The sequence below is a fragment of the Geodermatophilus sp. SYSU D01105 genome, from assembly GCF_054050095.1.
This window is the reverse complement of the sequence record NZ_JBJGYR010000009.1, coordinates 134,258-148,541: the sequence shown is the minus strand read 5'-3', so window position 1 is coordinate 148,541 and position 14,284 is coordinate 134,258. Positions and strand designations below refer to the sequence as shown.

Below are 14,284 nucleotides of genomic sequence, written 5' to 3'. Positions count from 1 at the left end.
GGCATCAACGACAGGCGGTGAGCAGCGTGATGCCGACCGATGGCCCGGGTGTGCCGGCGCGTGCGGTGCCCCCCGGGACCGCACCGTGCAGAGGGGATGGCTCCTGTCACCGGATCCGGAACTCAGGCGACGACGGGGGCAGCGCACGAGAGGCCAGGACGTGGTCGATCATCGTGGTCCGGCCGCGGGTGGAGGAGCTCCCAGTGCCTGACCCACCTGCTTCAGACTGGGCAGGAACGACCCTCGGCCCAGCCGGCACCGTCTTGCACGGGGAACGCGCGTCAGCGGGAGCGGTCCGTTGTCCGGGGATGGCGACGGGCAGCCGGCTCTTCAGGTGGACGTTGACCACCTGGTGATGGCCTGACGGGTCCAGGGCGAGGCGGGCGCGCAAGGGGGGCCGCTCCCACGTCACCGGCCGGGCGTCCGGGTCCTCGTGCGTCGAGGGCCGGCGACCCGGGGGTCTGGCCGGTGACGGTCGCTCTCACCTCCTGCAAGCACGGGACGTCGGCGTCGAGGCGGGTCAGTTGCGGGCCCATGAGCTCGATGCGACGAGCCAGGCTGGGTGACTGGACGGTGTGGTCCAGGCTCTCGAGGTTGGAGGTGGCGAGACGTACACGGCTGGACACGACTCCGGGTCTCCCTCATGGCGTGGTGGAGGACAGGGGTCATCGGAACCACCCGACGAGCCGGGCGTAGACCACGACGTTGGCCAGGTAGGTGCCCTGGGCGCTGTCGAAGGCTCCCCCGCAGGTGACGAGGCGGAGGACCGGGTCTTCGGTGGACCCGTACACCGCCTGGCTGGGGAACGCGGTCTTCGGGTACGTGCGCACCGACTCGACGGCGAAGACGACGGAGCGGCCGTCGGCGCGTGAGACGACGACTGCGTCCGACGGCTCCAGGTCCTGCAACAGGTAGAAGACCGCAGGTCCCCGGCGGCTGTCGACGTGTCCGAGGAGGACCGCCGGGCCAGGCTCTCCCGGGGAGGCCAGGTACTGGTACCAACCGGCCGGAGCTCCGGGGGCCACGGGTGGTACGGCCACCGTCCCGTCCGGGTTCAGGCCCAGGGAGGTGAGTTCGGTGTGGACCCCGATCCGGGGGATGTCGAGTCGCACCGGCACGGACCGGGGGAGCGGGGCGATCGGCGTCCGCACCTGGCGTGGAGCGGGTGCGTCGGCGATGCGATCCACCGGGGTCGACGGCTCGTAGCGGACCGGCTCCGGTGCCGGGGACACCGCCGGCTCCCGCATCCCCAGTACGAGCAGGACCAGGCCGACGGCTGCGAGAGCGGCGCCCACGACGACGTGTGCGACGCGTCGTGTGCCGTCGACCACGGACGTCATCTCCTCGGACTCACCGCCGGAGGGCGCCGGTCACGACTGCTCGCCCGCGGGAGGTCCACCCCGAGCGGGCACGCTCGTGCGCCGACGGGTGGCGTGGCCGACGACGAACCCGGCCACCAGCAGGGTGCTGCCGCCGAGGACGACGAGCAGGACGTCGGGTCCCGGCGCTGCGCCGCCGGCACCGGTCTGCGGTGCTCCGACGGGCGTGCCGGGCGACGTGGGCCTCGTCGGCTGCGCAGCGCCGGTCTCCCCGGGAGACGTGGCGGGTCCAGCGGTGGCGTCCCGGCCGGGGGGTCCGCTGGGTCCAGGAGGTCCGCTGGGTCCAGGAGGTCCGCTGGGTCCCGGGGGTCCGCTCGGTCCGGTCGGGCCTGGTTCGCCCGTGGAGACCACAGGCGTGAGCGGTGTCGGGTCGCAACCGGGCAGGAACCAGCCGATGAAGCCGACGAGCAGCGCCAGGACCGCCAGCGGATAGGCGACGTTCCACCGCCGCGCCGGAGGGGCATGTCCGCCTCCCGGGTCCTCGGGGTCCGGCGCTCTCGCACCTTCGGGGTCGTAGCCTCTCGCGCTCTTGGGCTCGGACACGGCGCACTCCTTCGTCCCGGGAGGCAGGGTCGACCGGCGAGGTGGCTCTCCGTCCCGTCGTCCGTGGTGTGACCACCCTGCCGGGCTGTGGCAGCGCTCGTGCAGGACAGCACGACCGGTGTCACCGGAACGTCAACGGCGAGGAGAGCGCCGGGTGAGACCGCTCCCGCCGCCCCGTCGGTCACGACCTGCCCCAACCACGCACGCCGGGCCCGGCGGGCCGACGTCCGGTCGGCATGCCCGTCGCGAGGAGGACTCGGCTCCCGTGGCACCCGCCGGACCTCCGCCGCGACCGGTGACGGCGCGTTGACGTCAGCGTGACGCGTGCGGCCATAGCGTCCTCGCGGCGTGGTACCGCGACCGAGGTCGGCGGAGCACCGCGAGCGCCACGCTTGAGTGCCCACTCGACCCCGCTGCGTGTGAGGCGGAGCCGCGTGGTTCCTCCCGAGGAGAGCCGGGGTCGAGGTCGGGGGCCGGTGCCGACATCCCGATGCAGGCCCGGTCACTCCTACACCGGTGACGTTCGAGGAAGAAGGGTGACCCCCATGGCACTGATGCAAGTCGCTCGGTACTACACCCGATGGGACGTCGACAACCACGACGGCCGCATCGCGCTGTACGACGCCAGCAACTCCGAGCTCGACAACCGGACCTACTCCGACGCCCAGGAGTTCCAGGTGATCGTCGAGATGCTGCGCTACGAGAAGCCCGTCTGGTTCGACGACCAGGTCAAGCACATCCGGACCGGGTTCGGTTCGACAGGCGAGCCGACCGGCGAGGAGGAGGAGAGTTAGACGTCGGCAGGTGTCCCTCCGGTCGCCCGCGACCGGAGGGCGTACGTGCCCACGGCGAGCGCGGCACGTGCGCACGCCGGCTGGGTGGTCGGAGGACGACATCGCCCGGAGCGGCACAGCCCCCGGCAGAGCACCGAGGACGTGCCCGCGCGACACGTCCCCGAGGGGGCCGCGGTGCCGCCAACGGCACGGATCGCCCGGAGGTGACGCCGCCGTGACGCCGCGGTGACGATCGTGGACCAGCATTCGCGCGGCGACCTCGCGAGACCCCGGTCTCACTCCCTGAGCGCTCGGCGGCGGGAGCCCACGGTGGTCGTCAGCAGGAGCGGAGGGCAGCGGGATGAGCATGCGGGACGAGCAGGCCGCCGCCGGTGGCTCCGCGGCCGACGCTTCGGGAGGCCAGAGAGACACGGGGCAAGCGCGCGCCTACTCCTCGGGCGGCTCGGCCGGGGGGCAGTCCACCCCTGGGACCCAGACGAAGCCGTCGGAGACGCCGACGACGCTGGTCCTGCTGCTGCCCGACATCAGGGCGCGGCAGTCGCAGCTCTCGGTCGACGTCGACCGAGGGAAGGCGGCGCTGGCCGACCAGCAGAGCCGGCAGCAGAGGGGCAAGAGGCAGCTCACCGACCTGGAGCGCGTGGTGGGCGAACTCGAGAGGGCCCGGGCCGACAGCGCCACCGCCATCAAGGACACGAAACAGGCACTGGCCGCGGCCGAGCCGCTCATCGAGCAGCTCGACGACGACGTCCGGCAGAAGCTCGAGGAGAAGGTCGCGGGCATCGACGCGGCCATCAACACCAAGCGGAGCCAGGTCGACTCCGAGCGGAAGCAGCTGGACGAGCGGCAGACGAAGCGGGACGAGCAGCGGCTGGCGCAGGCCCGGGTGCAGAGCGCCTACGACGATGCGAGCGCTCGTCTCATCGGGCTGCCCGACGCCATCAAGCAGCTCACCGGCCGCCTCAAGACCCGTCGGCCGGATCTGGTCGCCGCGACCACGGCCGGGGACGCCAGGAAGGCCTGCGTGATCGCCGGCGACGTCCGGTCCGCCGTGAGAGAGCTCGACGAGCTCCGAGGTGCCGGCCGTGAGACCGAGCTGGTCAAGGCCGTCCACACGGCGGGGATCGCGCTCGTGAAGGCCAACACCGACCTGGCCACGGCCGAGACCGCGGTCGGTGAGGCCCAGGCGCGGGTCGACGCGCTCGCCGCAGACCTGGCAGCACTCGAAGGGTCCCGCCCCAGCGACGTGCAGAAGCTGCACGAAGCACCGCCCGACGCCGCGCCCGAGGGGACGGGCACCGACCCCGAGGCCCAAGGAGCGTAGGCCCATGCCCACGCAGCTCAGCTACCCCGGTGTGTACGTCGAGGAGATCCCGAGCGGCGTGCGGGCGATCACCGGGGTCGCGACGTCGATCGCCGCGTTCGTCGGCTGGACCCCGCGCGGGCCGGTCGACCAGGCCGGCCACGTCCTCTCGTGGGGCGACTACGACCGCGTCTTCGGAGGACTGCACCGCGACAGCAGCGTGAGCTACGCGGTGTCGCACTTCTTCGCCGCGGGCGGTCAGGAGGCCTACGTCATCCGCGTCGCCGACCCCGCCGCCACCTTCGCGTCGACGACGGTGGGCGACGTGACCCTGACGGCCACCGGTCCGGGCACGTGGGCGGAGGACTACGTCGTCGACGTCACTCCGATCGAGGAGGAGCCAGGCCGCTTCGGCCTGACGGTCTCCCGGTACCCGTCCGGCGGCAGCAAGCAGTTGGTCGAGGCCTTCGAGAACCTCTCCGTGGACCCCGCCGACTCGCGCTTCGTGGAGAGCGTCGTCAACGAGGAGTCCGAGATCCTCAACGCGCAGGCGCCCGAGGACGGGGCGAGCATCTCCGAGGCCACGGAGCAGAGGCTCGGCGGCGGCTCGGACGGCGACGTGCTCCGTCCCGGGACCGCCGACTTCTGGGCCCAGGTCTGGCCCTCCGAGGCGGACGAGGACGGGCACCGCGGCGGCGTGTTCCACCTGGAGCGGGTCGACCTGTTCAACCTGCTGTGCGTCCCCGGACTCACCGAGCTCGAGAACCTGGCGCAGTTGGCGGGCTTCTGCCAGGAGAAGCGGGCCTTCCTCATCGCCGACGGTGGGACCACGACCAACGAGTCGACGGTCAGGCCGATCGAGAGCGCCGCGGGCATCAACGCGGCGATCTACTACCCGTGGGTCAAGATCGGCGATCCCCTCCAGGAGGGACGGGCGCGCGCCTTCCCGCCGAGCGGCCTGGTGGCGGGCATCTACGCACGGACCGACACCACGCGGGGGGTCTGGAAGGCGCCGGCGGGGATCGACGCCAGCCTGGGTGCCGTCCGCGGCCTGGTGAACACGCTGACCGACCCGGAGTCCGGGCAGCTCAACAAGAGGGGCGTCAACGCACTGCGGACGTTCCCGATCTACGGCTCGGTGGTGTGGGGCGCCCGTACCTGCCGTGGCAACGACGAGATCGGCTCCGAGTGGAAGTACGTGCCGGTGCGCCGGACCGCCCTGTTCATCGAGGAGACGCTCCGCCGCAGCCTCGCCTGGGTGGTGTTCGAGCCCAACGACGAACCGCTGTGGGCCCAGATCCGGCTGAACGTCGGTGCCTTCATGAACGACCAGTTCCGTAAGGGCGCCTTCCAGGGCGCCACACCGCGGGACGCCTACTTCGTCAAGTGTGACAAGGAGACGACGACGCAGAACGACGTCAACCTCGGCATCGTCAACATCGTCGTGGGCTTTGCGCCGCTGAAGCCCGCCGAGTTCGTCGTGCTCAAGCTCCAGCAGATGGCTGGACAGGTCCAGGCCTGAGGAGGCGACGATGGCGCAGTTCAACGTCAACGTCCATCGCTTCGACCCGTACAAGAACTTCAAGTTCCGGGTCAGGTGGGAGGGCCGCAACGTCGCCGGCATCAGCAAGGTGAGCGCCCTCAAGCGGACGACGGAGGTGGTCGAGCACCGCGAGGGCGGCGATCCCAGCACGAGCCGCCGGGGTCCGGGCCGGACGAAGTACGAGGCGATCACGCTCGAACGCGGGGTCACGCACGACGTCGAGTTCGAGCAGTGGGCCAACAAGGTGTGGCACTACGGGAACGGGCTCGGACAGGAGATGTCGCTGAAGGACTTCCGGCGCGACATCCTGATCGACCTGTACAACGAGGCCGGGCAGGTCGTGAAGACCTTCAAGGTCTACCGCTGCTGGGTCTCCGAGTTCCAGACGCTGCCTGACCTCGACGCCAACGCCAACGCGGTCGCCATCGAGACGATCAAGCTCGAGAACGAGGGCTGGGAGCGCGACCTCGACGTGCCCGAGCCCTCCGAGCCGACCCTCAACCAGTGACGCCATGCACGCCGCCGACCTCGTTGCCGCGTGGGAGGAGGGGCGGGGGCGGACGCCCGGTCGCCGTGGCCTGTCCCTCCTCGGACTGCTCGGTGTGGACGCCGCACGGCGACCAGGCCTGAGCGTCGGTCAGCGTGACGCCCTGCTCCTGGACCTGCGCGGGGAGCTCTTCGGGCCCGCCGTCGTGGCCGTCACCTCCTGTCCCGGCTGCGGTGAGCGAGTGGAGCTCGACTTCGACGTCGACGACGTCCGGGTGCCCCCGCCCGGCGACCCGACGGAGGCCTTCGAGTTCCGCCACGACGGCTACACCGTGCGGGCCCGCCCGCCGACGGCCGGCGACCTCGTCGCCCTGGAGACCGCCCGGTCCGCGCCGGAGGGACGCGCTCTCCTGCTCGGCCGCTGCGTCGTCAGTGTCCGCCGCGGCGACGCGGAGGTCGCTCTCACCGAACTCCCCGACGGGGTGCACGCGGAGCTGGCGGCTCGCATGGCGGAGGCCGACCCGCAGGCGGACACCCGGCTGGTGCTCACCTGCCCGGCCTGCGGCCGGACGTGGTCGGCGATCTTCGACATCGTCTCCTTCCTGTGGCAGGAGCTCGACGACTGGACGCGTGGCCTCCTCCAGGACGTCCACGGCCTCGCCTCGGTCTACGGCTGGTCCGAGGCCGACATCCTGGCCATGAGCCCGGCGCGCCGAACCCTCTACCTCGACCTGGTCCGTCGATGACGGACTTCCTCGGCTCCCTCGTCGCGCGCAGCGTGGATCTGCGCGAGGACCTGACGCCTCGACCACGGGCCCGGTTCGAGCCGGCCGTCGACCCGATCCCGGCAGCCTCGGACACCCCGGACGACGACCTGGTCGAGGCGACGGACGAACCACGACGGCGGCCGGACCACGGTCCCGATCCCCAGGTGCGGGCGGCCGTAGGACCCGCCTCCCCAACTCGCGGACGAGCGCCGCGCGAGCCGGGTGAGCCGCCACTGCGGGCCGGCCAGCGGGTCGAGCTCCCGGCGCCGGTCGAACCCCCACCGGCACCGGTCGCGGACGACCCGGTGCCCTCGGCTCCGGTGACCGCGACCCGGGACGGCGTGCTCCGGCCTCCGGTCACCCGGGACGGAGCGGACCTGCCCCCGGCGCCCGCACGTCCCCCGGCCGCGCCGCTGGCAGCCGCAGGACCCCTGGAGGCGCCGAGCGATCCGCCACCGACCCCGCCGTCGCCGCAGTGGACGCAGTCACGGATGCCGCGGCCTGAGGCCGATGAGGCTCCGGCGGTGTCCGCGCCTGCGCCGTCCGTGCACCCTCCACCGGCTGATCCGACCCGGCGGGCGTCAGCCGATCCACCGTCCTCCTCCCACGTCCCGACGGCCCCGGCCCCGCCGGCGGGGGCACCGGTGGAGCGCCGGCAGGCGCGCTCCACCGGTGCCCGGCCGGAGGCACGGCCGCCGGTGCGGCTCCGGGAGGCCCAGGAGGCCCAGGAGGCCCCGCACGAGGGATGGTTGCGGCCGCCCCCGATGCCGGACCCGATCCCCGCCCGCCGCGAGGAGGGGGGCACCCGGGACGAGGTCGTCGTCGAGGTGACGATCGGGCGGGTGGAGGTGCGCAGCCAGCGCACCGCGCCGGCGCCCGCGCGGCGACCCGCTCCGGCACCCGGCGTGCTGCCGCTCGCCGAGTACCTGGCGCGCCGGGGAGGCCGCTGATGGCCAACCACCTCGCCATCGCCACGGTCACCGAGGCCCTGAGACTGCGACTCGCCGGGGCCATCGGGCCGGAGGTCGCGGGTGCCGACGTCGCGGCGCGGCGACCCGAGGCGACGGACGGCGACGCGCGCAGTCAGGTGACCATCTTCCTCTACCGCATCACCCCCAACGGCGCGCTCCGCAACGCCGACCTGCCCACCCGGGGACCCGACCCCACGGAGGTCCGTCGACGGCCGCGCGCGGCCGTGGACCTGCACTACCTGCTGAGCTTCTCCGGCGACGAGGAGGAGCTCGTCCCGCAGCGGATGCTCGGGACCTCGCTGGCGTCCCTGCACAGTGCACCGGGCCTGACCCGGGCGGAGTTGGCCGCGGCCAGCCGGGGCGAGCCGTGGCTGGCCGACTCGGACCTCGCCGAGGACCTGGAGTCGGTCAACTTCTTCCCGGGCGACCTCAGCCTGGACGACATGTCGAAGGTCTGGTCGACCTTCCTCCAGGTGCCCTATCGCCTCTCGGTCGCCTACGGCGCCAGCGTCGTCCTCATCGAGGCCCCCGTCGCGACGCGGGAACCCCTGCCGGTGCAGCAGGGCGGCGTCGACGCCGTGGCCGCCCGGCAACCCGTGATCGACCGGGTCCGTCCCGGCGGCGGCGAGGGGGCCGCCGGTGCGCCCGCGGAGCTGGAGATCCTCGGCCGGCACCTCCGCGGCCCGTCCACCGCCGTCCGCGTCGACGGCGGGGAACCCCGGCCGGTCACCACGGTCACCGACACGCGGATCGTCGTCCCCGCCACGGGGCTCGCGGCGGGGATCCACGTCGTGCAGGTGGTGCACCGGGTGGCCATCGGGGTGCCGCCCGTGCCGCACGACGCCGTCGAGTCGGCAGGGGTCTCCTTCGTGCTCCGGCCGGTGGTCACGGCCACCTTCGAACCCGACCCCGGGCCGCCGCCCGATCCTGCAGCGGGGGCCGTCGTGGTCGAGTTCGCGCCGCCGCTGACCGCGGGACAGCGGGTCGTCCTGATGCTCAACGAACACCTCGACCCCGCGCCGAGCGGGCGGGCGCTCGGCTTCCACCGGCTGGAGCCGGAGGCAGCTCCGCCCGGGGGGGCCGCGACCCTGCGGTTCCCGCGCGGCACCGTGCCGGCCGGGACCTACCTCGTCCGTGTCCAGGTGGACGGGGCCGAGAGCACCCTCGACTTCCACCGCGGCGCGACCCCGCCGTCGGCTCCGACCCCCCGGGTGACCCTGCCATGACCACCACGGATCCCCGGGACAGCGACGACCGGCTGATGGACGCCACCATGACCTGGCTGCGGGCGGTCCTCGTCCCGCCCCGTCAGCACGGGGGCGCCCCCGTGGCCCCGGAACCGGCGCCGATCACCCAGGCTCCGGCGTCCGGCCGACTCTGGGGCCGCCGGCCACCGCCCCGCCCGGAGCTGCTCGTCCCCGACCCCGAGCCGGACGACCGGCGGGAGGCGGCGCGGCGGGCGCGGCGGCGGCTCGAGGAGGCCCTGGCGGCCGAGCCCGTACCCCGGTTCACCCGCCTCTGCGAGGTCCTGGGCCTGCGCCCCTTCGAGCGGGACGTGGCCCTGCTGTGCCTCGCGCACGCCGTGAGCACCGAGATCGCGGCGCTGTGCCGCGCGATGCCCGAGAGCGCGGCCGGCGCCCCGACCTTCGCCCTCTCCCTGGGCCTGGCCATGGACGACGAGTTCGACACGGCGCCACCCGAGCGCAGGACGGAGATGACCCGGATCGCCGCCGTCCCGGAGTGGGCGGCGGTCGGCCCGGACCGCCCCCTGCGTTCCTGGCGCCTGCTCGACATCGTCCAGGGGCCGGCCCAGGCCCTGGTGAGCAGCGCCCTGCGGATGGACGAGCGGATCGTCGACCACGTGCGGGGCCGGGACTACGTGGACGACCGGCTCGCCCCCGTCCTCGATGCACTGCTCGTCGACTGGCGCGACACCGTGGTGAGCCCGGCCCAGCGGAGCCGTCTCGAGCTCGCGCTCGACCACCTGCGCCACCTGCCGCCGGGCAGCGAGCGACTGCTGGTCCAGATGCCCGGCGGTGACAGCGCCACCAAGCGGTTGTTCGCACACCGGATCGCCGGGGCCGTCGGTCTCGACCTGCACCGTCTCCCGGTCGCGCAGCTCCCCTCCGGCGGGGACCTGGCGACCCTGGTGGACCTGTGGAACCGGGAGACCCGTCTGCAGGGCGTGGCGCTGCTCGTCGAGGCCGATCGCGGCACCGAGGAGGCCTCCCCGGTGCTGGGACGCCTCCTCACGAGGCTGACCGGCCTGGTGTTCCTCGACGTCCGCGAGCCCCTGCCGCAGCAGGACACCACCCTCGTGCTCGACGTGGTCCGTCCGGAGGCCGGCGAGCAGCGCTCGATGTGGGACGAGGCCCTCACCGGCACCGCGGGGCAGTGGCCGGAGCGACTCGCCGGGCAGTTCGACCTCAACCCCGGGGAGATCGCCGCCGTGGCCGACGGGGTCGGCGACGACGGGGACCGCGGGCAACGCGCCTGGGACGCGTGCCGGCGGCGGGTCCGTCCCCGCCTCGAGGGCCTCGCCCAGCGGATCGTCACGGAGACCGAGCTCTCGGACGTCAAGCTCCCCGAGCGCGAGCAGCGCCTGCTGGAGCAGGTGCGCGACCAGGCCCGCCACCGGATCCGGGTCTACGACGAGTTCGGGTTCCGGTCGCGGCTCACCCGCGGGCTCGGGATCACCGCGCTGCTGTCGGGAGAGAGCGGCACGGGCAAGACGATGGCGGCCGAGGCCCTCGCCAACGAGCTCCGGCTCGACCTGTACCGCATCGACCTGGCCAGCGTGGTCAGCAAGTACATCGGGGAGACCGAGAAGAACCTCCGGCAGGTGTTCGACGCGGCCGAGCAGGGCGGCGCCGTCCTCCTCTTCGACGAGGCCGACGCGGTCTTCGGCAAGCGCAGCGAGGTGCAGGACAGCCACGACCGGTACGCCAACATCGAGGTCAGCTACCTCCTCCAGAGGATGGAGGCCTACCGGGGGCTGGCCATCCTGACCACCAACATGAAGGCCGCCCTCGACCCCGCCTTCCTGCGGCGCCTGCGCTTCGTGATCGCCTTCCCCTTCCCGGGGCCGGCCGAGCGTCTGCGGATCTGGCGGGGGATCTTCCCGGAGGACACCACACCCGACCCCGAGACCGGCGTCGCAGGGGCTGCCGGGCCGCGCTGGCGGGTGCCGGGGGTCGACCGGCTGGACATGGTCGCGCTGGCCCGCCCCGGGATGACCGGCGGCCAGATCCGCAACGTCGCGCTCAACGCCACGTTCCTGGCCGTGGCCCGGGACGGCGTCGTCACGATGGAACTGCTCGAGGAGGCCGCCCGGCAGGAGCTCCGCAAGAGCGGGCGCCCCTTCGTCGCGAGCGACTTCGCCGACTGGGTCACACGGCCGGACCGGCGGCCCGACGGGCAGCGGACGGAGTCCTACGGGGTCCGCGAGCCCGAGCTGGTGGGTGATCGGTCGTGAACCTGCACGTGCACATCCAGCGCCTCGTGCTCGAGGACCCCACAGCCGATCTCGACCACGCGGCGGTGGCCAGGGCGGTCGAGGGCGAACTCGCCCGCCTGCTCCACCACACCCCCCTGGCCCCGGACCTCACCGCCCGGGCGGTCGTGCCGGCACTCCGCGGTGGTGACCTGGGAGCGCCGGCCGCGCACCCGGAGGCGCTCGGCCACCAGATCGCGGCGGCCGTCCACGCCGGCCTGGCCGGCGGGAGCAGGCCACCGACGACACCGGGGGGCGCCGGCCCCCGAGCACCGGGGAGGACGGCGCCATGACAGCGTTCCCCGCGATCGCCCCACGCATCCTCAAAGGGGGCATCGCCCAGATCGACCCGGACACGGGTCGGGTCATCCGCATCATCGCGCTCCAGTACAACCCCGAGACGCTCAGCCGGTCCTTCCAGGCCCAGGCCGTGGGTGCCGACGGCGGCACCGACCGCTCCCAGGCCCTGCGGCTCAAGGGGCCGGCGATCGAGACCTACAGACTCGACGCGGAGATCGACGCCGTCGACCAGCTCGACGACGGCGACGCCCTGGTGGGCCGCTTCGGCATCCAGCCGCACCTCGCCTCGCTCGAGCTGCTCGTGTACCCGACCAGTGCGCAGTTGCGGGACCAGCACGCGGCCGCCGCCCGAGGGGAGCTGCAGGTCGCCCCCCTCGAGGCCCCACTGACGCTGTTCATCTGGAGCACGAGCCGGGTCGCTCCGGTCCGGGTCACCGACTTCAGCGTCAACGAGGAGTTCTTCGACACCCGCCTCAACCCCATCCGGGCCAAGGTCACCCTCGGCATGCGCGTGCTCAGCGTCAGCGACCTCGGGCACGACCACCGCGGCGGGTCCCTCTACCTGCGCTACCAGCAGGAGAAGGAGCGCCTGGCGGCCAGCGTCCCTGGGGCCTCACCCGCCCTCCTGGGGCTGCGGGAGGTGCCGACGTGACGATCAACGAGCAGGAGCAGCGGCTGAGGGACCTGCTGCAGCCGGCCCCGGCAGCCGTCGTCTCCCCGACCAGCCGGTACGCCACCGTCGGCACCGCGGTGTTCGACCCCGACGGCGAGCGCCCGATCGTGTACCTCCTGCGCCGTCTCGTCCCGCGCCCCGAACGGTTGCCGCAGCGGGACACGTACGTGGTCGCCGCCGGTGACCGCACCGACCGCATCGCGGCGGCGGTGTTCGGTGACCCGGAGCTCTTCTGGCGGCTGTGCGACGGCAACCGCGCCGTGTTCCCCGAGCAACTGGTCCAGGAGTCCGGCCGCCGCCTGCGGATCACCGAGCCCGAGGGCACCCCGGGAGCCGGATCGTGAGCGGCCCCGTCACCCTCTCCGTCTACCTGGGTCCGGCAGTGCCCCTGCCCGCGCCCCGCGTCGTGGTCGAGGCCCTCACCGAGGTCACCGTGACCGCAGGCAGCGGGGAGAGCGACGGCTTCGAGCTGAAGTTCGACCTGGGCGGCGAGGCGTCCGCGCTGCAGACCGCGTTCCTGCTCTCGGGCGGCGCCGTCCCGGCTCTCCTCCGGGTGGTCCTCGCCGCCAGCGTGCGCGGCTCGGCCGACGTCCTCATGGACGGCGTCGTGACGCAGACCCAGATCGCACCCGACACCGGCTCGGGACCGACCCAGCTGATCGTCAAGGGCCGCGACATCAGCCAGGCGATGGACAACGTCGACCTCAGCGGGCTCTTCCCGTACCCGGCGATGCCCATCGAGGCCCGGGTCGCGCTCATCCTCGCCAAGTACGTGGTGCTGGGCGTCGTGCCCCTGATCGTGCCGACGCCGACCGTGGACCTCAACAACCCGCTCGAGCGCATCGACCAGCACTGGGGTACCGACCTGGCGTACCTGCGGGAACTGGCCGACATGGTGGGCTACACCTTCTACGTCGAGCCAGGGCCCGTCGCCGGCGCCAGCGTCGCCTACTGGGGGCCCACGCTGCGGGTCGGACCGGTGCAGACAGCACTCAACGTCGACATGGACGTCGAGACGAACGTCGAGTCGATCAGCTGCAGCTTCGACCACGACTCCGCCGGCATGCCGATCGTCAACGTCGAGAACCCGATCACACGGCTCCCGGCGATCCCCGTGCCGGTGGGGCTGGTCAACCCGCTGGACCCGCCCCTCGGGCTCATCCCCCCGATCCCCAAGAAGTTCGACATCGTCGCGGACACCACCTTCAAGAGCTTCCCGCGTGCGCTGATGCAGGCCTGGGCGGACCAGGCGGCGAGCAGGCGTTCCGTCACGGCCCAGGGGAGCCTCGACGTCCTGCGCTACGGCGAGGTCCTCCGGCCGCGCCGCCTCGTCGGCTTGCGCGGGGTGGGCACCGCCTTCGACGGCCTCTACTACACCCAGCAGGTGACCAGCACCCTGCGGCGCGGAGAGTTCAAGCAGGCCTTCACGCTGGTTCGGAACGGACTGGTCTCGACCGTCGGGAGGATCCCGGTGTGAGCGTCACGACGGCTGCCGGTGCCGCTGCCCGGCGCTCCAGGAAGCAGTACCTCGGCAAGTACCGGGGAGTCGTGCTGCAGAACTTCGACCCGATGGGCATCGGCCGGCTCCAGGTCCAGGTCATCGGGGTCTTCACCGTCACGTCCAGCTGGGCGATGCCCAGCTTCCCCGTCGCCGGCCTCCAGACCGGTGCCGTCGCCGTGCCGCCGATCGGCGCGGGGGTGTGGGTCGAGTTCGAGCGGGGCGATCCGGACTACCCGATCTGGACCGGCTGCTACTTCAGCTCGCGGACGGAGGTCCCGCCGCTGGTCCAGTTGGTCCCCCCGCCGATCCCGGCCATGACGCTGCAGACGCCGCTGAAGAACGCCGTGCAGGTCAGTGACGCCCCGCCGACGCCGGTGACCGGGGGAGTGGTGCTGCGCAACACCACCGGCGCCTCGATCGTCGTCAACGACTCCGGGATCTACATCTCGGACGGCAAGGGCGGTGCCATCACGATCATCGCGGGAGTCGTGACCGTCAACGCCGGCGCTCTCATCGTCAAGTAGGGCGGACGAC

Annotated in this window: 14 protein-coding genes; 13 read left to right on the top strand and 1 reads right to left on the bottom strand. The window is 73.0% G+C overall.

All coding sequences use genetic code 11. From position 1 onward, the window contains the following. Positions 1-665: 665 nt before the first annotated feature. Positions 666-1,331 carry a class F sortase gene (locus ACI79I_RS10835; protein ID WP_456992339.1) on the bottom strand — a complete coding sequence of 222 codons (666 nt, stop codon included), beginning with the start codon at positions 1,329-1,331 and terminating at the stop codon, positions 666-668. 1,136 nt (positions 1,332-2,467) lie between these two features. Between ACI79I_RS10835 and ACI79I_RS10830 the strand changes: the two genes are divergently transcribed. From ACI79I_RS10830 to ACI79I_RS10770, 13 genes are all read left to right on the top strand, one after another. Next, positions 2,468-2,716 carry a hypothetical protein gene (locus ACI79I_RS10830; protein WP_456992338.1) on the top strand — a complete coding sequence of 83 codons (249 nt, stop codon included), beginning with the start codon at positions 2,468-2,470 and terminating at the stop codon, positions 2,714-2,716. Between the two features lie 340 nt (positions 2,717-3,056). Continuing rightward, positions 3,057-4,037, top strand: a complete 981-nt coding sequence (locus ACI79I_RS10825) for a hypothetical protein (RefSeq protein ID WP_456992337.1) — start codon at positions 3,057-3,059, stop codon at positions 4,035-4,037. A 4-nt stretch (positions 4,038-4,041) separates the two neighbouring features. Then, positions 4,042-5,538, top strand: coding sequence for a phage tail sheath family protein (locus ACI79I_RS10820; protein ID WP_456992336.1), 1,497 nt, complete (start codon positions 4,042-4,044; stop codon positions 5,536-5,538). A gap of 10 nt (positions 5,539-5,548) precedes the next feature. Beyond that, positions 5,549-6,067, top strand: a complete 519-nt coding sequence (locus ACI79I_RS10815; protein WP_456992335.1) for a phage tail protein — start codon at positions 5,549-5,551, stop codon at positions 6,065-6,067. A gap of 4 nt (positions 6,068-6,071) precedes the next feature. After that, a complete protein-coding gene (locus tag ACI79I_RS10810) occupies positions 6,072-6,791 on the top strand; it encodes a T4 family baseplate hub assembly chaperone (RefSeq protein WP_456992334.1) in 720 nt (239 codons plus the stop codon). Between the two features lie 785 nt (positions 6,792-7,576). Then, the gene (locus tag ACI79I_RS10805) at positions 7,577-7,762 is read left to right on the top strand and encodes a hypothetical protein (RefSeq protein WP_456992333.1); all 186 of its coding nucleotides are present in this window, start codon (positions 7,577-7,579) and stop codon (positions 7,760-7,762) included. Next, positions 7,762-9,009 (top strand): DUF4255 domain-containing protein, encoded by a 1,248-nt coding sequence (locus ACI79I_RS10800; protein WP_456992332.1) that lies wholly within the window; start codon positions 7,762-7,764, stop codon positions 9,007-9,009. Before ACI79I_RS10805 ends, ACI79I_RS10800 begins: the two co-directional genes overlap by 1 nt. Next, the gene (locus ACI79I_RS10795; protein WP_456992331.1) at positions 9,006-11,258 is read left to right on the top strand and encodes an ATP-binding protein; all 2,253 of its coding nucleotides are present in this window, start codon (positions 9,006-9,008) and stop codon (positions 11,256-11,258) included. The genes ACI79I_RS10800 and ACI79I_RS10795 overlap by 4 nt, the downstream gene beginning before the upstream one ends. Further along, positions 11,255-11,569, top strand: a complete 315-nt coding sequence (locus tag ACI79I_RS10790) for a hypothetical protein (RefSeq protein WP_456992330.1) — start codon at positions 11,255-11,257, stop codon at positions 11,567-11,569. The genes ACI79I_RS10795 and ACI79I_RS10790 overlap by 4 nt, the downstream gene beginning before the upstream one ends. Further along, the gene (locus tag ACI79I_RS10785; RefSeq protein ID WP_456992329.1) at positions 11,566-12,228 is read left to right on the top strand and encodes a hypothetical protein; all 663 of its coding nucleotides are present in this window, start codon (positions 11,566-11,568) and stop codon (positions 12,226-12,228) included. The genes ACI79I_RS10790 and ACI79I_RS10785 overlap by 4 nt, the downstream gene beginning before the upstream one ends. Beyond that, on the top strand, positions 12,225-12,593 hold the full coding sequence (locus ACI79I_RS10780; protein WP_456992328.1) for a LysM domain-containing protein: 369 nt from the start codon (positions 12,225-12,227) through the stop codon (positions 12,591-12,593). The genes ACI79I_RS10785 and ACI79I_RS10780 overlap by 4 nt, the downstream gene beginning before the upstream one ends. After that, positions 12,590-13,726: a hypothetical protein gene (locus tag ACI79I_RS10775; RefSeq protein ID WP_456992327.1), complete on the top strand. Its 1,137-nt coding sequence runs from the start codon at positions 12,590-12,592 to the stop codon at positions 13,724-13,726. Before ACI79I_RS10780 ends, ACI79I_RS10775 begins: the two co-directional genes overlap by 4 nt. Further along, positions 13,723-14,274: a phage baseplate assembly protein V gene (locus ACI79I_RS10770; protein WP_456992326.1), complete on the top strand. Its 552-nt coding sequence runs from the start codon at positions 13,723-13,725 to the stop codon at positions 14,272-14,274. Before ACI79I_RS10775 ends, ACI79I_RS10770 begins: the two co-directional genes overlap by 4 nt. The last annotated feature ends 10 nt before the right edge of the window (positions 14,275-14,284 follow it).